Raw genomic sequence first — 19088 nt, 5'->3', positions numbered from 1 at the left:
ACTCGCGTTTACTTCTCCCCATGCGCCGCGTGCAGTGCAAAGGTGCGCGTTTGTGCTTGCGTGACGTCACGGAGGCCGACGTGCCGGCGCTGCACGCCGTCTACGGCGACCCCGCCGCGACGCGCTTCATGCCCTTCGGCGCCCTCACCTCCGACCAGGTGGGGGCGCTCGTCAAGGAGGCCCTGGAGGCGGCGGAGGAGGAGCCGCGCCGCCTGTACGTCCTCGCGGTCGAGGACTCCGACCACCACGAGGTGATCGGCGTCGCCCGGCTGCACGTCGAGGCCGACCTGCCGCACAGCGCCGAGATCGGCCTCGGGCTGCGTCCCGACCAGTGGGGCCGCGGCATGGGCACCGACCTCATCCGGCTGCTGCTGTCGTTCGGCTTCAAGCAGCTCGGCCTGCACCGCGTCTGGGGCGCCCGCTCCCCCGACAACCTGCCCGCCCAGCTCGCGATGCTGACCGCCGGCATGGTCGAGGAGGGCCGCATCCGCCACCACCTGCCGACCCCGGACGGCTGGCGCGACTCCATCGTCCACTCGGCGTTGGAGGACGAGTGGACCGACCGCTGACCCGGCGCCGGGGCGGCCACGGTTGACAGGCGGAGCGGTTGTGTACGGGAATGACGGCGGGTGTCGCGATCCCCGTAGCCCACGGGGTTGACGCGGCGGTGCGTCGCCATCGGGGATTGTCGGTGGGTCCCTCTACGATGAGCCTCCTCACGGAGGGATCACAGACATGCTCGACTCGCTGATCGTGCCCCTGTTCGTCACGACGGACCTGCCGCCGGGCGCCGACCTGGCCGAGTTCGGCGCGCTGCTGGCCGAGACGGCCCGCGCGCTCGACCATGACGGCGTGAGCTACGAGGCGTTCCTGGCCGGCAAGGTGTTCTGGCTCGACCGGCCCGGCACCGCCCGGCAGGCGCCGGGCGCCGGGGCCGAGCAGCGCTTCGCCGCGCTGCTCGGCTACCTCGCCGCCTCCGGGCCCGGCCACACGACGCGCGGCGTGGTCGCCGACGTGCGGCGGGCGATCTCCACGGCGGTCACCGGCCGCTACGGCGACGCGGGCGTCCCTCCGGCCGTGTTCGCGATCCGCGACCGCGACGTGCGCGAGCGCACCCCCGACGCCGCGCTCTACGTCGACACCCGTGACGCCGTCCCCGACCTGGTCACGGTCACCCGCCCCTACCTCTGACCCCGGGCGGCCGGTCAAGTCCTCGTACAGACCGGGCCGCCGGCGGTGACATGCCCCGCGTCGCGGGTAGTCGGCCCTCATGCTTTTCGGCCAGGAACACGTTCAGCGCTATCAGCAGACCAACGGCGAGGAAGGCCACGACTGGAACAACACGACGGTCCTCCTCCTGACCACGAAGGGCCGCCGTTCGGGCCGCCCGTACACGACGCCGCTCATCTACCAGAAGCACGGCGACGCCTACGTCGTCGTGGCGTCCAAGGGCGGCGACCCCGAGCATCCCGACTGGTACAAGAACCTGGAGCAGAGCCCCGAGGTCGAGGTGCAGGTCAAGGGCGACAAGTTCACGGCCCGCGCGCACACCGCCATCCCCGAGGAGAAGCCGGAGCTGTGGGCCCTGATGACCCGCACGTGGCCCGACTACGACGAGTACCAGACCAAGACCGACCGCGAGATCCCGGTCGTCGTCCTGGAGCCGCTCCGCTGACCCGCGGGTGACAAACCCGGCCCGGCGGAACGGCGGGCCGGGTCCGTTCGTTGCCCCGGCATGGCTGACATTCCCTATGATCGGAAAGAACAGCTCAGGCAGATCGAAAGCGGTCTCCTGCCGGGCGAACGGATCGTCGCCGTCTACGACGCCATCGGGGCGGGAACCGGCTTCCTCGGCCTCACCGACCGCCGCGTGATCGTGCAGGACACGTCGTTCGTCGGCAAGAAGGTCGCGCTCACGAGCATCCCGTACGGGAAGATCTCCGCGGTGAGCGTGGTCAGCAACAAGTCGTTCGCCGGCGGGTTCTTCTCCTCGGGCGCGATCGCCATCCACGTCGGGACGCACACCTACGAGGTGGACTTCCGCGGCGAGAACAAGGCGCACCACGTCCACGACGTGATCCTCCACCACATCTCCCAGGGCTGACGGCCCGCGGCGCCCGGCCCCTCGCCGGGGCCGGGCGCCGTCCGGCTCAACGCGGCCCGGTCAACGCGGCCCCGTCAGCGGCCCGGTCAACGCGGCCCCGTCAGCGCGGCCCGGTCAGCGAGGCGTACAGCTCCAGGGTGCGCTCGGCGATGCGCTCCCACGAGAAGTGCCCGATCGCCCGCGCGCGCCCGGCCTCGCCCATCCGGCGGGCCCGCTCCGGGTCGGCCAGCAGGGCGTTGACCCGCTCGGCGAAGTCGGCGGCGAAGCGCTCCGGGTCGTGCGGGGTGCCGTCGGGGCCCTGGTCGACCGCCACGAGCAGCCCGGTCTCGCCGTCGGCGACCACCTCGGGGATGCCACCCGTGGCGGTGGCGACGACGGCCGTCTCGCAGGCCATGGCCTCCAGGTTGACGATGCCCATGGGCTCGTACACCGAGGGGCACACGAACACCGTGGCGTGCGTCAGGAGCTGGATCACCTCGGGTTTGGGCAGCATCTCGGAGATCCACACCACGCCCTCGCGCTCGCGTTCGAGCGCGCGGACCAGGCCGGTCACCTCGGCGGCGATCTCCGGCGTGTCGGGCGCGCCGGCGCAGAGCACGAGCTGCGCGCCGGGGTCGAGGGAGCGCGCCGCGTGCAGGAGGTGGACCAGGCCCTTCTGCCGGGTGATGCGGCCCACAAAGACCACGTACGGCTTGGCGGGGTCCACGCCGTGCTTCTTCAGCACCGCGTCGTCCCGGTCGGGGGCGTACTCGGCGGTGTCGATGCCGTTGTGGATCACGCTGACCCGCTCCGGCGGGATCTCCGGGTAGGCGGCCAGCACGTCGCGCCGCATGCCCTCCGACACCGCGATCACCGCGTCCGCGGCGGCCAGGGCGGTTCGCTCGGCCCAGGAGGAGATCGCGTAGCCGCCGCCGAGCTGCTCGGCCTTCCACGGGCGCAGCGGTTCGAGGCTGTGCGTGGTGACGACGTGCGGGACGCCGTACAGCAGCTTGGCGACGTGTCCGGCGAAGTTGGCGTACCAGGTGTGGGAGTGGACGACGTCGGCGCCCTCGCAGGCGGCGGCCATCTCCAGGTCGACGCCCAGCACCTGGAGCGCCGCGTTGGCCCGCTCCAGCCCGCCGGGCACCCGGTAGGCGGACACGCCCGGCATGTCGCGGTCGGCGCCGAAGCACCGCACCCGGACGTCGGCCAGGCGGCGCAGGCGGCTCGCCAGGTACTCCATGTGGACTCCGGCGCCGCCGTACACCTCTGGCGGATACTCCCGGCTGAGCAGATCAACGCGCATGAGACGACCTTACGAGCATCCCGCCCATCAAGGACACACCGGCGTACGACTCGCCGTCCACCACCGCTCCGCCGCGGGACGGCCGAGGTCATTGCGGCCGACCGGCAAGGAGAAATCACCAAAATCTTAAGAAAAGTGACACTCCGGTACGGGGTCACGTCGATAGATCGGCTCGTAGGGGGTAGCGTCCTGCACATGAGGTCCCGGAGGGTGCTTGCGGTCGTACTGGCAGGTGGCGAGGGGAAGAGGCTCATGCCTCTCACGGCGGACCGGGCGAAACCGGCCGTGCCGTTCGGGGGGATGTACCGTCTGATCGACTTCGTCCTGTCCAACCTCGCCAACGGCGGTTACCTGCAGATCGTCGTACTGACCCAGTACAAGAACCACAGTCTCGACCGCCACGTCTCGCGCACCTGGCGGCTGACGGCCATGCTCGGCAACTACGTCACGCCGGTGCCGGCGCAGCAGCGGCTCGGACCGCGCTGGTTCTCCGGCTCGGCCGACGCGCTGTTCCAGAACCTGAACCTCATCTACGACGAGATGCCCGACCACGTCATCGTGTTCGGCGCCGACCACATCTACCGGATGGATCCCCGGCAGATGGTCGAGCAGCACGAGGACTCCGGGGCCGACGTCACGGTGGCCGCCATCCGCCAGCCGCTGTCGCTGGCCGACCAGTTCGGCGTCATCGAGACCGACCCGCAGGGCCGCCGGATCGTGGCGTTCCGCGAGAAGCCGAAGGACGCGGTGGGTCTCGCCGACTCGCCCGACGAGGTGTACGCCTCGATGGGCAACTACGTCTTCCGCACCCAGGCCATGATCGACGCGCTGCGCGAGGACGCGCTCGACCCGACGAGCAAGCACGACCTCGGCGGCAACATCATCCCGATGATGGTCAAGTCGGGCGGCGCCGACGTCTACGACTTCGCCAACAACGTCGTGCCGGGCTCCACCGAACGCGACCGGGGCTACTGGCGCGATGTGGGAACGCTCGACGCCTACTACGAAGCCCACATGGACCTCATCTCGGCTCACCCGATCTTCAACCTGTACAACGACAAGTGGCCGATCCACACCGGCCACGACCCGCTGCCGCCGGCCAAGTTCGTGCACAACGACGGCGACCGGGTCGGCCGGGCGATCGACTCGCTCGTGTCGCCGGGCGTGATCGTCTCGGGCGGCACCGCGATCCGCTCCTGCCTGTCGCCCAAGGTCGTGCTCCACTCGCACTCGCTGGTGGAGGACTCCGTGCTCATGGACAACGTCAAGGTGGGCCGGGGCGCCATCGTCCGGCGGGCCATCATCGACAAGAACGTGGTGATCCCCGACGGGGCGCGCATCGGCTTCGACCTCGAGTACGACCGCACCCGCTTCGCGCTGACCCGCGGCGGGGTCGTGGTCATCGGCAAGAACGAGATCGTCGAACGCTGACGGGGCGCCCGGCCACGAAGGGGCTTGCAGGGCTTTAAAAGCAAGGTCCTCACGGAGGCGCGCTTCGCGCGATGGGGCTCGGGCTGTGACAGTGGGGGAGCCAAGCTCCCCCACACCCCCTAGCCGGGGGCCTCCCGGCCCCCGGACCCCCGAGCGCCGGCCACCTCGACGGCAGAGAGCTGGTACGCAGGACCAGCACAGGCTCAACCGGGATACGGCGACGCGACAGGGGTGGACGGTCGTCCACGAGTACACGAGCAACGACAAGTCGGCCGCCAAAGCCGACGTCGTGCGCATGACTTCGAGGCCACGCTACGGACGCTGGGGGGCCGGCGAACTCCACAACGACACGGCAGTTGAAGGCGTGGTGATCGTCGCCGAAGACCGCCTCGCCCGGCGTCCCGGTGGTCTGGGTCAATCGATGTGGGGATGCCTCTGCTCCAGGTAGTCGTTGAGCTGCCGCCATTGCGTGGGGTGGATGTCCAGGGTGTGCAGTTCGCCCGGCTCGACCCACCGCACGTCGCTCGCCTCATCGTTGGCCCCTGGCTGGCCACCGACTGGACGGGCGATCAGCATGACCTCGTACTCCTGGCGGATCTCACCGTCGGTGTAGGCCACGATGTGACCGGGGTCGGAGTAGATCCCGAGGATGCCGACCGGCTCGACTCGGACGCCGGTCTCCTCCTCCGTCTCCCGCACGGCGCACTGCGAGGGCGTCTCGCCGATCTCCATCTTGCCCATGGGCAACGCCCATTGGCCGGTGTCCCGTCGGCGCTGCATGAGGATGCGTCCCGCGTCGTCCACGGTGACCGTCCCGCAGGCCGGCACCAGGCTGTTCGCCTTGGGGGCGTCCGGGTCGTTCCAGTACTCGACTCGTCCCATATGGGTCGCCTCTCAGATCTCCGCGCCGGACCATGGAACGGCTTCGGCCCAGACTCGCTCGAACGATGACGTGTAGTGATCAGCTATTGTCCCGCCGTCGAGGCGGCGGAAGTGGAAGGTCGGGTTCGCCGAGGCCGGCTCGCCGTACGCGTGCGGGTTGACCAGGATGTCATCGTCGTAGCGGAACAGCGAGGCGTACAGCGTCGTGCAGTGCAGCCGAATCTCACAGCCGTCCAGGTCGGGCAAGGTCCGGTAGTACGTAAGTGACGAGCGGATCTTGGCGGCCAAGGTCCCGCCGAGCCCCTCCTCGCGGTCGCGCGTCTCCACGGCCTGTGCGTTGGGATCGCCGAAGCACAACCTGATCGTGACACCGCGTTGCGCAGCCTCGGTCAGCAGTCGAGCGATCTTCGGCTGCGTCTGGGCATAGAACGTCCCTGAGAAGACCAGGACGTCCACCCGTTCCTGAGCGTCGATCAGGAGCCGCAGCCACAGCTCGCGAGGCACGCTGGCGCGGTCGGGAAAGACCTCCACGAGTTCCGACCTGTTCGCCCTGCCTCGGCGTGCTTGACTGCTCTCCAGCACGTCAGGCCACAGGTACGTCTCGTCAGCGGTCAGTAACTTCGCTGCCGCCCACCTGTGCCGCCGGTGCGGGACGCGGCCTGTATTGATCCAGCGCTCGACGGTCTTCGGCTCGACACCACAGGTCTCGGCCAGGTCTTCCAGGGCCACACCATGGCGGAGCATCGCTGTGCGTAGGCGCTCGTTCACGCACTCCAGTGGACGTTAACGCCCGGGACGTTTCAAGGCCGTCTCGGGACGTTTCTCTGTGACTCAACACGTCCCGACAACGGGCAGCGGCGAAGTTCAAAGGTCCCGCCCATCTGGCTTCACTTGGCCGTACTGGCACCGAAGTCACCGGAGGTAGGTGGATGTACCCGCAGCACGCGCTCCCCGGCCCACAGGTCGTCACATCGCTGGACGCGGCCCAGCAACTGCAGCGAGAGTTGATCCACCTGAACATCTCCAGCGACGTGCACGACGGTTACGGCATCGCACTCATCTCTGTCTGGGTCGGGCTCATCGTCTGGTGCCACCATGACGCCTTCTGGTGGCGTACGGGCTGGGAGCCAGGGCGGAAGCGCGCCGTCTATGCGTGGCACCCGCTCTCAGAGCCAGAAAGAGCAGCACGGCGCGTCGCCCTGCGCTACGCGGAGCTGCGCAGATCGCATCCGCACTCGGGGCTCATAGCAGACGTGCAGCCATGAACCTGACCATGCAACAAGTGCTCAGCAGGTTCCCCGGGTGGCACATCACCGACATGGCCGGCGGCTGGGTCGCATACCGAGTCACCCTCGTGCCGAGCGGCAGCGGGCTCTCCAATGTCCGCTGCGGAGCGACCTTGCGGGAACTGGCCGGGAACCTTCAGGCTGAGATCAGGCTCCAGAAGTCGCGCTCCCCCCGGGTAATCCGTTAATCCGATGGCAACCCGACCTGGAGCGGAGGCCTCCAAGCCCGAGCATCGGAAGCGGGGCGGCAGACTGATTTTCCGGAGCCTGCTGGTGATAGCAGGTTGCACACATGAATCAGATCACGCTGCTGGAGCGCGTGGGCTGATGCGTACCTCCAGATCAGCGTCCAGAGCCCTGGCCAGGCGCTCAAGAACCGGCAACGTCGGCACAGTGCCACCGGCTTCGACGCTCGCCACCGCCGACTGCGTCATGTCAGCCACACCGGCCAACTCACTCAGGCTCCACCCACGGGCTTCCCGCATCTGCCGTACCGTCCGACCGAGCTCAAAGGCAAGGCGGGCCGCCTCGAAGGCTTCAGCCGCACCTGGCTCAGCCATCCGCTGGTCCCTGAGGTCCTTCCAAGCGGTCCGCTCGGTCATCACGACTCCTCGTCCACCGCGTCGCCTCATCGATGCATCTATACAGCGCCCCGACGTACCCGATCCACTTTTCGATCTTCCCTCATCCGCGTCTTCCGAGAGACAGCCACCGGACGACATATCCGCGGTCGTCAGCACGGAGTGTCCAGATTCATCAGTCACTCACCGGTGGAAATGATGCCCACCGGACCAAAAACCCCGGTCCCTACGAGCGTGGGTTTATGTGACTTTGCGGAAGGCTGCCCGCCACGAAGCCGACTGCCGAGCCCCGGTATACACCGAGACTGGCAGGCCGTCGGCGTCTACTCCGACAACGACGTCAGCGCGCGCTCCGTAAGCCCGTGCCCTGCGCGGCAACGACTTCTCGGCGGCATCCAAGCCCGAACGGTAGACGCGATCATATGCTGGCGTGTGGACAGGCGACAGGATCCCAGGCGAGTTGGAAGACGTCATCGACCTAGCCGACCGGCGCGGCATCGACTCGCCACCGTCACTGGAGAGATCGACCTGGCCACCCCTATCGGACGACTAGTCGCCCGCACGCTCGGAGCCGCCGCCCGGCAGAGCACAAGGCCGAACGGCAAAAGCGGTCCTGGCATGACAAGAAAGGGACTATGGGTGCTGCAACGGTTTGGCTAGCCTTGAGTCTGGACTGCCTTTCGCCACATCCAATGATCAAGGGAATGATGCATGGGCAAGGGCGATCGAAGCCGCAGAAGCAGGAGAAGGCCGCAAGTCACTGCCCAGGTCCGGAAATCAGAGGATGCAGGGTCGCGTATCAGTCCGGATGAAACGGACGATATGGGCACACCCGGCGCGGGCGAGCTGTACCCAACGAACGCGGTAGCACTCTTGCTGTTCCTAGCCGTTAACGTTCTGGGATACGCATTTTCAAATGTTGTGGTTAACCCAGGAAATCAATCGCATCTTACTGTAGTCAAAGCCCTGATAGGGAGTGCCGTCGGTATTCCTATATCGGTTTCCATAGGCACTCTGACCGCTGTCGCAACCGCCGCCTTGCGACTGACCCGATCAGCGGATGCGCGGAGAATGGTGCAATTAGTTGCACAGCGTGCAGGAGTGGGCGCGATCTATGGAACACTTCTCGGAGTCTCTGCGGTGGCGTGGGAGCTTACAAAAGTACGCGGGAAGCCACATCCTCTCGGATGGGATGTCCTAGGTGTGATCGGAGACACGGCGACATGGGGAACGCTCGTCGGCTTGGCTGGGAGTATCGTAGCCGCACAGATATACCTCTTTAAAATCATGTCTGGCCCAAAGAATAAATTCCTGCGTGCTCTCATGGTTGGTACCCATTTACTTTGGCCATAAATTGGCTTCTCGCCGTCCAATGGATGCTTACGGACGGTTGGGGCTGGGGGTAGACCAGGAAGAGACGCTGGCTGTTCCCGCGTTCCCTACGGACTAGAGCACGGGTCCAGTACACCTCATCCGCCTTCACGGCTCACCTGCTGAAGACCAGCATCGATGCTTCCACCGGCACAAGCGCCTGATCGAATCGCGCATTGATACCACTTTCCTGACGCTGTGCGGCCTCCACCACACGGAGCCTTTCTGGGCCGAACTGGCCCACGCTAGCGCATCGCCACTGCTCGCGGGATTGAACGAAAGTGCGCGTAGAGAGCGGCCATCTCCTGCTAAGTCAATCGAACTCCTGAAGAGGGGCGGCGGCCAGAGCCTCGCTCGTGCTCCACTGGTGAGATGGGGAACGCTCTAGCAAGTCTGATCGCGATCGCCGGTACGCTGTTAGGCGCTTCAGCCACCTATGTCTTCCAGCTACGTACCGCCCGGCAGGCTAGGCGATATGCGTGGGATGAGCGCTTGTGGCAGGAACGGCTGGCTACCTACAGCACCTTCGCCGACGCCCTGACGTCGTATCGCTATAGTCAAAACGATCGGTGGCATCAGCACAAGGAGGATCCTGACGGGCCGGCGGATGTGGCGGCACGTGAGGTCTCGTTCGCGCGGCGAGCGAGCGCCAAGTCTGCGCTGTTCAGACTCCAGCTCGTCACAGCGGACCCGGCACTGAATCACCTCGCCACCCAGGCGCTAGATGCCGCGTGGAGGATCTATTCCTCGGCAGATCAGACGGAGCTAAACGCTGGCCGTGATCAAGCACTCATCGCTCTCCAAGAGTTCATGAATGCAGCCTCGCAACAGGTGCTGGATGCGGCCGCACGAGGGCAGGCGCAGCGTGCAAGCCTCTATCTCTCCCCGTGATCTTGCGAAGGGGAGGCTCGCAACCATCGACGCGGGGCTTCCCCTTGTGTTCTGTTTAAGTGCCGGCCAGTTCCCGGTACGCCTCGCGCAATTCTCCGGCTTCGGGGACACGGCGCGCCTCGATGGCGTTGATCACCTCTCGTGCTCGCCAATAGCTGGATGGCACCAGGGACCCGCTGGTAAGGGCAGCAAGCGTGATCTGCCCTGCCTCGTCTGGCTGGTCAGCGGCCAGCAGAGCGAGCGCGAGGTCGAGCCGGGCGGAGACTGCCCTCCTCGCGCGAACCGTGCCATCGGCAGCGGACTCCAGACGGGTGAGCACTTGCCTTGCGTACCTCTCGGCCGCCGGGTCCCCGAGCCAGGAAAGTGTGGTCGCGACATAGGCGTCCCTCTTGGAAGGGTCGTAGCGGTAATGGTGCTCGGGCCGCTCGGGCATCGGCAGGGGCGCGACGAGCCGGTCAACGCGGCGCAGCGAGTCCCGGGTCTCCGGACCGGCTCCCAGTCGGGCCCATGCCCGCCCCTCCTGAGCGGTCGCTTGTATGTAGACGGAGCTACCGCGTGGCGCGATCGTCTGCGCGCCCTGGGAGAGGCTCAGAGCACGGCGGTAGTCGCCGATCGTGACAGCCTGCCATGCCTCCGTCTCCAGACACCATGCCGCGATCTCGGAATGCTCGGCGTGGCCGGCCAACTGGGAGGCTGTCCGCAACCATGTGCTCGCCGCCCGGAACTGCCGAAGGTCGATATGGCACGTGGAGGTGAGCAATGACAGCCAGCCGCCGACCGCGAGAAGACGTCGATGCTCGTGGAGCGTCTTCTTGGCGTCGAAGAGATGCGAGACGTAGGACAGGTGCCGGCGGACCCGGTTGAGCAGTTCGGGCGGCGGGGTCACCGGATAGGCGGTCGCGAGGTCGTCAACGGCTGCCTCCAGCCGGTCGAGCGTCTCGGCGCCCACGTCGCTTGCAGCGACACGCCGGGTCAGCTCCAGCGCTTCAATCTCATCCCCGTCGAAAGACACACGAGAGACCGCGCCGCTGGCCTCAGCGCCGAACAACTCGGCTTCCTCCATGCCGAACACCCGGCAGTAGAGCACTCGGTAGGGATCCTTGGGCTGGTGCCTGCCCGCTTCCCAGTCCTTGATCATCCGTGTGAGGGATTCCCGTTCGGGCAGCCGGGCGCGGGTGCGGCTGTCAGCGGCCTCGGCAAGCTGCTTGGCCATCTCCCGCTGCGTCCACAACTTGCCGCGCCTTGCGGCACGTAGCCGTGCGGCCCAGGCCGGAACGCTGTCCATGGCATGCACCTCGGGAACTCGGGGGACCCGCGTGTCTCCCCCAGTCTCCCCTACTCGAACTGCCGATGGGAGACGCCTCGGCGATCTCATGAGAGTGCTGCACACGAGCGGGACCCGTAGGCGCGCGCACGCCGTACGGGTCCCTTGATCGCACACTGGAGGTGCGACCCATGGAGAACTCTAGAGGCGTCCCGGTCCCGAGAGTGGAGATGCGATCCGGGAGTCGGCGCACGGCTTCGGATGCCAGGTCATCGGCCGCGAACGATGCCGCCGAAGAACTTCGCGCCGAGCTGAGCGGGGTGGGAATCCTGGCCGACGTACACATTGGGTACGGGCTGGCGCTGGTGTCGGTCTGGGTCAGTCTGGTGGTGTGGTGCGACGGTGAACGCTACTGGTGGCGGACAGGCTGGGACGCCGACCGCAAGCGCGTGATCTACGCCTGGCATCCCGCTGTCGAGCCGGCTCGTGCCGCCCGCCGCATCGCCTTCCGGTACGCCGACCTCCGCGCGAACCACCCACTGTCCACGGTCATCGCCGAGCCCAAACAATGACAAATCACCGCGCAGCCATCGGAGGCAGAGCCAAGATCATTGACCTGCTCCATAGTCCCGCACGCACACGCGCATACGGCGCGTGGCTGATGGGGCAGCGCGGAAAGATCGTCGGCGTCCTGCGCAACGACACTCTTGCGCTTCTGAAGCTCGACGTAGCTGCTCTCGACATCCCGAACGGAGTTCAACGGTGGCCTGTGCACTGGGATGACCTGCTCATCTATGCCTGGCCATCGGAACCCGGCGAGCCAGAGCGCCCATTCCGGCTCGGCTTGTCCGGCCCGAGCCGCGACGCTGTCAAGCATGCTGTACAACCCGAGACGCCGCCCGTCGCTGTATGCGGGGCAGTGGCGCACCCGCTGCCCGTCTGTGGGTGGTCCTAGTCTTCGCGGTCACGGCCGAAAGAGCCTGTCCGGAGTGTGTCCGTCTGGTGAAAAGAGCGTCATAGCCGAGGCGGTGGTGCGCCGGGTGAGCGGGGCCCGATCCCGGATCCGCGGCGGCTGTTCAACGCGGTGATGTGGCGGTTTCGTACCGGCAGCCCGTGGCGTGACCTGCCGAAGGAGTACGGGCCATGGTCCACCGCCTACGACCGGTCCCGCTCCTGGGCGCGGGACGGCGTGTTCGAGCGGCTGATGCAAGCCGTGATCAGCGAGGCCGCAGCCCGGGGGCAGGCCGACCTCGACCTGGTCAGCGTCGACTCCACCACCGCCCGCACCCACCTCATGCCGCCGGGATGGTCTTGGACGGTGAGCTGAGCGCAGCGCTGGAAGAAGCCGTCGAGCAGGAAAGGGCTACGCCAAAGGGGCAAAACGCCGTTGACGGCAACCCCGGCGACGAACAGAGCAGGGACAACGACGACGGGGACGACGAGAGGAACGAGCGGCGACGGCTGCGACGCCGATACCGGTTCCGGTTGAAGGCTGCCAAGCTGGGCCGCTCCCGGGGCGGGTTGACCAGCAAGGTGCATCTGGCGGCCGATGGTCGATGCCGTCCGCTGTCCTTCGTCCTGACCGCCGGTCAGGCCGGAGACAGCCCGCAGTTCCGCCCGGTGCTGGAACGTATCAAGATCCGCCTGCCGATCGGCCGGGCGCGGTGGCCGCGGACAAGGCGTACTCCTGCCGCGGCAACCGCGCCTACCTGCGTCGACGCCGGATCAAGGCGGTTATCCGGAGAAGGCCGACCAGGCGGCCAACCGCAAGAAGCGCGGATCTGCCGGCGGCCGGCCGGTCACCCATGTTCCCGATCTCTACAAGCAGCACAACACGGCCGAACGCTGCATCAACCGGATCAAACAATGGCGTGGGCTGGCTTTCCGGTTCGACAAGACACCCGACAGCTATCTGGCCGGCCTGTACCTAGGCGGGGCCGTCCTATGGATCCGAAGCCTCCGGCCAGCCTAGAGATCAGAACTCCGTACATGCTCTAGCAGGCCAGCTCGGTCGCCATGCGGGCGATGCGGCTGTCGTCCCCCGTCTTGACGTCGCACTCCGCCGTCCCGCCGGAGTCGCCGTACTGCCAGGAGGTGGCGTGTCCCGAGCCGAGCCGCTTCCCGCCGCACTCCACGACGAAGTCGGCGTCTACCAGGTGAGGCGCCACCTGGTAGACGACGTAGCGTCCCGCGGCGCCGAAAGAGTTCTCACCGTGACGGCCCTTGGACGGATACGTCTGGCCGATCAGTGCCAACGACTGGCCGACCCGCTTGCCCAACGAGGTGATCGCCGTCTGCGGGTTGTCGAGCCTCACCCCGGTCACCTGCGCGACACCCGACCGCAGCACCCGCATGGACGGGACCCACTTCTCATCTTTCGCCAACGTTCTCGCCTCGGAGACCGCGGTGAGGACGTCACGGTCGTTGATGTTGGACCAGGTGAACGCGCACGACGCCTGGGAAGCAGACACCTCCGTCGTGGCGCAGGCGGACGAGAAGACGAGGATGCCGACACCGGCGATGGCTGCCGTCGCGATCTTATGCATGATGCATGAGACGCGAAGAACATCCCGAAAGTTTCCACACGCCATGACGATGGCCGAGGGCGGATCCGCTGATCTCAACTCCGTACAGGCCCTAGGACGGTTGTCCGGAATCACCGTGGCCAATCATTGCGATGTCATCGATCCGCTCTGTGAGCGTGGCAGTGGGCGCCGTGCCTTCGACATAGGACTTGCCACGGCATGAGGGCACAGCATTTCCCATCCCTTGACCGCGTCGCCGGTACGGAACCGCACGTCCCACTCGTCATCGGGCGGTGGCACCGTTACGCGATCGCCGTGTTTCGGGCTCACGCTGAGACCTCCGCCGGACCGAAGTCACCCTCGGTCGGCTTGCGGGCCCCGGCATGGCGTTCAGGGTCAGCCTTGATCCGGGCGGTCGCCCGCCACCCTGCGATGACCTCTTGAGTGGTGACGTCAACGTCCAGCTCCGCGGCATCGGAGAGTGCCTCGACCAGTTCCAAGGTGAAGGCGCGAAGCTCTTCCGGGGAAAGGTGGCGCACCCAGGGGAAGACCTCAGGCATGGCGAGGACCAACGCGCGCGCGGTGGGATCGTGTTTGATCAAGGCGAGAAGAAGCCGGGACGCCGTGGCCAGCGTCTGGTCGCGCTCCTCCTCACGGTCCACCGCCGTGAGGTAGAAGTCGGGGGCGTCCCGATGCGTGACCCGGACACGTCCCAGGCGGGCCGCGCGCTCGGCGACGGCCCGGGGGTTTCTCGACAGGTCGGAGAACGTGACGGCGTCGACATGGCTGGTGCTCACTTCACCAGGCCAAGTCAGAACACGATCTGAATACAGGCGATCAGGGAACACCTGAAGCGGCCTCGTTCGCCTGCAACGCCTCCTCCAGAAGATCCCGCTCGATCTGGCGCTCCACAGCGGCGTCGACGTAGGCGGAAAACCCGCGGGCCCCGACTCGCTCCTGGACAGCGCGAATGTTGCCCGTTCTCAGAGACACACTCACCTTGGCGGCCGGGCCGTCTCCCGGGGGCGAAGTCTCGCTCTGGCGTGCTCAGACTCAGGTTGCTACGTATGCCTACGCGTCGCCGGACGTCAAGCCGACCGGGCAGGAGACGGCCTCGTAGGCTTAAGCCACACCTGGCTCAGCCATCCGCTGCTCCCTCAGGCTGCCTTTCCGGCCCGCGCAGTGATCAACCAATAGAGACCTGCGTCACCCGTGGGAGAAACCGGCCCGCCCGTGGCGGCGTCCGCCCGCCCGCGTCCGGCGCGGGTTTCGGAACCTGCGCCTGCTCCTGGCCCAACCGGCCAGCGCACGAAACCCTCCAAAGCCGGCCCGGGGCGCCCACCCGGCATCCCCAACCGCCGGCCCGCGCCCCGCTACGACGTCGGCAGGACCGTCAAACGCGGCCGCACCCTCGCAGCACTCCAACAATCCGAACGATGAAGAACCAGTCAGGTGTGTGAAGATCCCGGCACAGCCGAGGCGATCACATGCTTGGCCGCGCCGATGTGCCTGCGAGGTAGCGATCAGCCGGCCTGGCTGTCGGGGTCAGACCTCGTTCCCGTGTCGAACGTAGCCGTCACGGGCGCGGTGCTCCAATCGCTCACCTCATCACCCCTGTCGACGCGCAGCAGCCGCGCCTGCACGACGTCCATCAGCTGGTCGGCGCCGGGCAGGAACTCCGGGCCGTTGACGAAGTGCATGACGGCCCCGACGACGTCCTGTCTGTCGTCCTCGTCGAGGTCCTCGGCGTCGAACGGCCTCCAGCCCGTCGCGGCGGCCGCCGCGAGAAGGCGAGCCGGGTCGTGGACGTGCACCTCCAGCAGGCTGATCGTGCGGACGACCGGCCCGGGGAAGGCGTCGAGGCGGGCGTCGCCCGGCGTGCGGCTCTCAAGGTCGCCACCGAGGCCGGCCGAGTCGCCGCGGCCCCGCCGCAGGGCCTCCCACGTGGCGGCGAGCTCGGGGGCATCGGTCCAGGTCCCGTTCACGACATCGGCCAGCGTACGGCGGAAGGAGGCGGCGGGCGCGTCGGGCAGAGCCGCTGCGATCCGCTCCGACTCGGCGCGGGCGGCGGGGCCCAGGCCGTTCTCCAGCACCGAGAACAGAAGGTAGGCGGCGTGCTGAGCGAGGGCGGGATCGGTGCAGGTCAGTACGGCATGCAGGGTCGCGGGCTGGCCGGAGCGCTCGACGAGGGCGAGCACTCTGCTCCTGGCGCGGGTGTGCTCGCAGTGGAAGGCACGAGGGACCGCAGAGGTCATGATCGGGTTCTCCATCAACGTGAGATACGTGGAAAACCGCTGGTGGGCGTGGTACGGCCACGCCCCCTGACGGAGAAGTCCTGTCCGCTGGTGCTGCTGGTACGGCCAGCTGCCCGGTTCGGTGTTCGCATCGTACCGTTTGAGTGTTGTTTCGGGTGACTATGCGTCGACTGGACCACCCGGGGTTGAATCGGTCGCGGGGTGGGCTCGTGTGGATGAGCGCGTCGCTCCAACGAGTTGAACGGTCTGGTGGACAAGGAGCAAGCTAAGACCGACCCGTATCGTCGTGGGCCCGCCTACGAACCGCAGCTCGCCCCACCTTACGACTCCTTCGGCTGAGCCCAGCCGATCGGCTGTGGCGATGCTCGGCAGTAGCGACGGGTGCGTCCATCACCGATCCGGCACCCTATGTTGGGTTTATCCGCTCTGCCGGAGCGGCAAAGTGGTCCGGGGAAGGCATCTCATGATTCAAGCCATCGCCAAGGTACGCGGCCTGTCGAAGGCATTGGTGGCGTGCTCGTACGGGGCGGCGGTGCTGACGCTGACATGGCTCACCCAGGACGGTCACCTCGGCGACGCGATGTTCGGGGTGCTGGCCATGATGCTCATGGCCTTCCCGCTTTCTCTCGCCGGCGGCTCCTTGTACGGGACACTGCAACAACTGATCTACCCGACGAAGCATGACGATCCCACCTATGGAGTGAACTACCCGTACGCCTGGGACTACGTCCTGATGGCGTGGCCGGGGATCGTCCTTGCGATCGTGTTGGCGGTCCTGCTGGCATGGCGGCGCACACGTACGGCGGGGCGTGTCATCGGGTGGTTCTTGGCCGCGGCCGTCATTGTGACGGGAGTGGTGACCATCTTCGACGACTGGGGGCCACGCCGGCCGTATGGCTGGCCGTTCCTCGTCTATGGGTTGATCATGGCCACCGGGTTGATCGCTGTGGGCAGGACGGCCGTGGAGGAAGCCGCCGCTGCGGACGTCTAAGAGCCTGCGCAAATAGGTGGCCGGGTCATGGGCGTCCAGCGCGATCTGCTTCAGGCGGGTGAACAGCCCGAGCTGTATCCACTCGTCGCGGCGGTTGCCGGTGGCAGCCCAGCGGGTGGGCTGGATCGAACTGGGGCCGCTGCGGCAGCAGGGCGGCGGATTGGTCCCAGAGTGGTTCGGTCAGCCTCGATGACAGCGCAGGCACAGGTCTCCCCAGCGATCACAGAGCGCCGCAACTCCATGATCACAGAACCTCGTGCCTGTCCCGTCGGCCAACCGGGCCGCGCCCGCCGCCTGTCTGCGCAGGCCGATGTCATGGCATCAGGGGAAAGGCTCGGCCGGCGTACGGGGCCGGGTTGGCGGCAGCCTTGGCTTCGGGCCGTGCCGTCAGCGGCGCTCGCTGCCTGCCGGCGAGGCGGCGGTGGCGTCGATCGTGCCGGCAGACGGCTTGAATCCCCTGGTGATGAGCCAGATGGCCAAGGTCAGCTCCCAGGCGAACACCGGTATCGCGGTGAGCGCCCCCACCCCGGAGGTCTGCTGGTAGAGGCCGAACAGCTCGGCGATCGCGGAAACGAAGATCAGCGGGCCGCCGACCAGCCCCAGCACGGCGATGAAGCGCGGCACGAGCTGCGAGCGGTACATGAGGTATGCCATGACCACCGTGTTGGCTCCGCAGACGAAGTTGGGCCCGAGCAGGAACGTCCAGTCATGGACCGCGACCAGCGCTCGGCCCGTGGTGAGGAGTGAGGCCGGGTCCGCCCCCTGCGGGGGATGCTGACGCAGCGTCACGACCGCGAGAAGGCTGACGATGCCGACGGTGATGACGGCGGCCTCCAGGGTGCGAAGGCCGACGTAACCGACGGCGAGGCCTTCGCTGTGCCGCCGGGCGACGGGGAACAGGGTGAACGCGGTGCCGACGATCGCGATGGCGAGGACCACCTCGAACAGGGCGCCCAGGAGCACCCCAGTGTCCGCGCCGCGGCCGGCGATGTAATCGGCGTTGTGCAGCACCGGGCCGTACAGGATGAGCCCGCCGATCGAGGTGACGTGGGTGACGAGGTAGCACACGCCCGCCGCTGTCGCGAGCTTTCTTGGTGAGGCCACCGGGACTCCTTCGGTGATGTGGTCGCGCCGCAAAGGTGTACGACGTACACCTTGGTTGTCCAAAGTAGGGTGTACCGCGTACACCTGTCAATGGGGGATCGGCGACGACCGGTCGAACGGGAGGCGGTCAGCAGATGACCCAGCAGACAGAACCGGCGCGCCGGAAGCCCCTCAACCGCGACCGTGTGCTGCGTGCCGCCGTCGCGCTCGCCGACCGCGCCGGCATCGAGGCGCTGAGCATGCGCAGCCTGGCGCACGAGCTGGACGTCGTGCCGATGGCGCTCTACAAGCACGTGGCCAACAAGGAGCAGCTCCTCGACGGCATGGTGGATGTCATCGTCGGCGAGATCGATCCCCCGGCCGGCGACGCGGACTGGAAGAGCGCGATCCGCCGCCGCATCCTCTCGGCACGACGAGCGCTCCTGCGCCACCCCTGGGCCTCGCGCGTCATCGAGTCCCGAACCAGCCCCACCCCCGGTGTACTCGACTACCTCAACTCGATCATCGGCATGTTCCGGGCCGGCGGCCTGTCCGCCGACCTCACCCACCACGCGATGCACGCCCTGGGCAGCCGCGTATGGGGGTTCACCCAGGAACTGTTCCCGGCCTCACCGGGGCCGGCTCCGGCCGACGCCGACCCCCAGGCGCTCGCGGCCCTGCTCGGCGAGATGGCCACCCGGTACCCGCACATCATCGAGATCGTGCTGGCTCGGCCGCACGACGGCGAATCGGTCGTGGGCCAGGGCTGTGACGACCAGTTCGAGTTCGAGTTCGCCCTGGACCTCCTGCTGGACGGCTTCGAACGACTCCACCGGCAGGGATGGACGTCTGCCGAGCGATTCTGACGCGACGGAAGTACCTCCCGCTGGACCAGGCAACAGATCCTCGCGCTGCCCCCTCGCACCGCGTCACCATGTCAGGGTTTCCGCCCCCGACGCCGACCATGACCGGCCGCCTCTCTGCGCGGCTTCTAAGGCCGTGTTCCGAAAGATCACGTGGGGCACCACCGGCGCGACACGCCAGCGGCAAAACAAGCCGTACACGGTGAACCAGCGGCCGTAGCAGGCCGGGTACATCCCGCCACGGCGCCCACGGTACCGGCGGTGGCAGCCTCAAGG

General features: G+C 67.4%; 19 protein-coding genes and 2 pseudogenes. 11 read left to right on the top strand and 10 right to left on the bottom strand.

What is annotated here, in order from left to right; all coding sequences use genetic code 11:
* Window positions 1-56: 56 nt before the first annotated feature.
* The 4 genes from HD595_RS32835 (at window position 57) to HD595_RS32820 (ending at window position 2104) form a co-directional block, all read left to right on the top strand.
* Complete coding sequence (locus tag HD595_RS32835) at window positions 57-569, top strand: GNAT family N-acetyltransferase (protein ID WP_253775815.1); 513 nt, start codon at window positions 57-59, stop codon at window positions 567-569.
* A gap of 166 nt (window positions 570-735) precedes the next feature.
* Window positions 736-1191, top strand: coding sequence for a hypothetical protein (locus HD595_RS32830; protein WP_253775813.1), 456 nt, complete (start codon window positions 736-738; stop codon window positions 1189-1191).
* A gap of 79 nt (window positions 1192-1270) precedes the next feature.
* A complete protein-coding gene (locus tag HD595_RS32825) occupies window positions 1271-1675 on the top strand; it encodes a nitroreductase family deazaflavin-dependent oxidoreductase (RefSeq protein WP_253775811.1) in 405 nt (134 codons plus the stop codon).
* 60 nt (window positions 1676-1735) lie between these two features.
* Window positions 1736-2104 carry a PH domain-containing protein gene (locus HD595_RS32820; protein ID WP_175604865.1) on the top strand — a complete coding sequence of 123 codons (369 nt, stop codon included), beginning with the start codon at window positions 1736-1738 and terminating at the stop codon, window positions 2102-2104.
* Between the two features lie 100 nt (window positions 2105-2204).
* Here HD595_RS32820 and glgA read toward each other — a convergent pair whose 3' ends face one another.
* Complete coding sequence (gene glgA, locus HD595_RS32815; protein ID WP_253775809.1) at window positions 2205-3389, bottom strand: glycogen synthase; 1185 nt, start codon at window positions 3387-3389, stop codon at window positions 2205-2207.
* Window positions 3390-3584: 195 nt separating this feature from the next.
* Here glgA and glgC point away from each other — a divergent pair, with 195 nt between their 5' ends.
* A complete protein-coding gene (glgC, locus tag HD595_RS32810) occupies window positions 3585-4820 on the top strand; it encodes a glucose-1-phosphate adenylyltransferase (RefSeq protein ID WP_253775807.1) in 1236 nt (411 codons plus the stop codon).
* A 414-nt stretch (window positions 4821-5234) separates the two neighbouring features.
* Here glgC and HD595_RS32805 read toward each other — a convergent pair whose 3' ends face one another.
* The 3 genes from HD595_RS32805 to HD595_RS32795 all read right to left on the bottom strand — a co-directional run bounded on the left by HD595_RS32805 (window position 5235) and on the right by HD595_RS32795 (window position 7590).
* Window positions 5235-5702, bottom strand: a complete 468-nt coding sequence (locus HD595_RS32805) for an NUDIX hydrolase (RefSeq protein ID WP_253775805.1) — start codon at window positions 5700-5702, stop codon at window positions 5235-5237.
* Window positions 5703-5714: 12 nt separating this feature from the next.
* Window positions 5715-6470, bottom strand: coding sequence for an XRE family transcriptional regulator (locus HD595_RS32800; protein ID WP_253775803.1), 756 nt, complete (start codon window positions 6468-6470; stop codon window positions 5715-5717).
* An 820-nt stretch (window positions 6471-7290) separates the two neighbouring features.
* Window positions 7291-7590, bottom strand: coding sequence for a helix-turn-helix domain-containing protein (locus tag HD595_RS32795; protein WP_253775801.1), 300 nt, complete (start codon window positions 7588-7590; stop codon window positions 7291-7293).
* 174 nt (window positions 7591-7764) lie between these two features.
* On the opposite strand from HD595_RS32795, the gene HD595_RS47305 reads away from it, so the two are divergent.
* Together HD595_RS47305 and HD595_RS32790 are read left to right on the top strand one after the other, a co-directional pair.
* Window positions 7765-8229 (top strand): recombinase family protein, encoded by a 465-nt coding sequence (locus tag HD595_RS47305; RefSeq protein ID WP_420540766.1) that lies wholly within the window; start codon window positions 7765-7767, stop codon window positions 8227-8229.
* Window positions 8230-9312: 1083 nt separating this feature from the next.
* Window positions 9313-9831 carry a hypothetical protein gene (locus HD595_RS32790; protein WP_253775800.1) on the top strand — a complete coding sequence of 173 codons (519 nt, stop codon included), beginning with the start codon at window positions 9313-9315 and terminating at the stop codon, window positions 9829-9831.
* 55 nt (window positions 9832-9886) lie between these two features.
* On the opposite strand, the gene HD595_RS32785 is transcribed toward HD595_RS32790, so the two are convergent.
* A complete protein-coding gene (locus tag HD595_RS32785) occupies window positions 9887-11116 on the bottom strand; it encodes an NsdA family TPR-like regulatory protein (protein WP_253775799.1) in 1230 nt (409 codons plus the stop codon).
* A gap of 203 nt (window positions 11117-11319) precedes the next feature.
* Here HD595_RS32785 and HD595_RS32780 point away from each other — a divergent pair, with 203 nt between their 5' ends.
* Both HD595_RS32780 and HD595_RS32775 read left to right on the top strand, forming a co-directional pair.
* Entirely contained in the window at window positions 11320-11667 is a 348-nt protein-coding gene (locus HD595_RS32780; protein WP_253775798.1) for a hypothetical protein, read from the top strand.
* A gap of 467 nt (window positions 11668-12134) precedes the next feature.
* Window positions 12135-13067, top strand: a pseudogene (locus tag HD595_RS32775) (IS5 family transposase); the annotation flags it as partial.
* Window positions 13068-13089: 22 nt separating this feature from the next.
* Here the strand turns inward: HD595_RS32775 and HD595_RS32770 are convergent.
* From HD595_RS32770 to HD595_RS32760, 3 genes are all read right to left on the bottom strand, one after another.
* Complete coding sequence (locus HD595_RS32770) at window positions 13090-13641, bottom strand: hypothetical protein (RefSeq protein WP_253775797.1); 552 nt, start codon at window positions 13639-13641, stop codon at window positions 13090-13092.
* A 305-nt stretch (window positions 13642-13946) separates the two neighbouring features.
* On the bottom strand, window positions 13947-14417 hold the full coding sequence (locus tag HD595_RS32765; RefSeq protein WP_253775795.1) for a hypothetical protein: 471 nt from the start codon (window positions 14415-14417) through the stop codon (window positions 13947-13949).
* 726 nt (window positions 14418-15143) lie between these two features.
* Window positions 15144-15875, bottom strand: coding sequence for a hypothetical protein (locus tag HD595_RS32760; protein ID WP_253775793.1), 732 nt, complete (start codon window positions 15873-15875; stop codon window positions 15144-15146).
* A gap of 463 nt (window positions 15876-16338) precedes the next feature.
* Here HD595_RS32760 and HD595_RS32755 point away from each other — a divergent pair, with 463 nt between their 5' ends.
* Window positions 16339-16866: a hypothetical protein gene (locus HD595_RS32755; protein ID WP_253781477.1), complete on the top strand. Its 528-nt coding sequence runs from the start codon at window positions 16339-16341 to the stop codon at window positions 16864-16866.
* 24 nt (window positions 16867-16890) lie between these two features.
* On the opposite strand, the pseudogene HD595_RS32750 reads toward HD595_RS32755, so the two are convergent.
* Window positions 16891-17071 (bottom strand): annotated as a pseudogene (locus HD595_RS32750) (IS5/IS1182 family transposase); the annotation flags it as partial.
* A 182-nt stretch (window positions 17072-17253) separates the two neighbouring features.
* A complete protein-coding gene (locus HD595_RS32745; RefSeq protein ID WP_253775791.1) occupies window positions 17254-17970 on the bottom strand; it encodes a DUF4386 domain-containing protein in 717 nt (238 codons plus the stop codon).
* A gap of 134 nt (window positions 17971-18104) precedes the next feature.
* Here HD595_RS32745 and HD595_RS32740 point away from each other — a divergent pair, with 134 nt between their 5' ends.
* Window positions 18105-18815: a TetR/AcrR family transcriptional regulator gene (locus tag HD595_RS32740; RefSeq protein ID WP_253775789.1), complete on the top strand. Its 711-nt coding sequence runs from the start codon at window positions 18105-18107 to the stop codon at window positions 18813-18815.
* The last annotated feature ends 273 nt before the right edge of the window (window positions 18816-19088 follow it).

This window comes from Nonomuraea roseoviolacea subsp. carminata (assembly GCF_024172185.1).
Taxonomy (GTDB): domain Bacteria; phylum Actinomycetota; class Actinomycetes; order Streptosporangiales; family Streptosporangiaceae; genus Nonomuraea; species Nonomuraea roseoviolacea.
The sequence above is the reverse complement of the archived record's forward strand: the minus strand, read 5'-3'. Positions and strand labels throughout refer to the sequence as shown.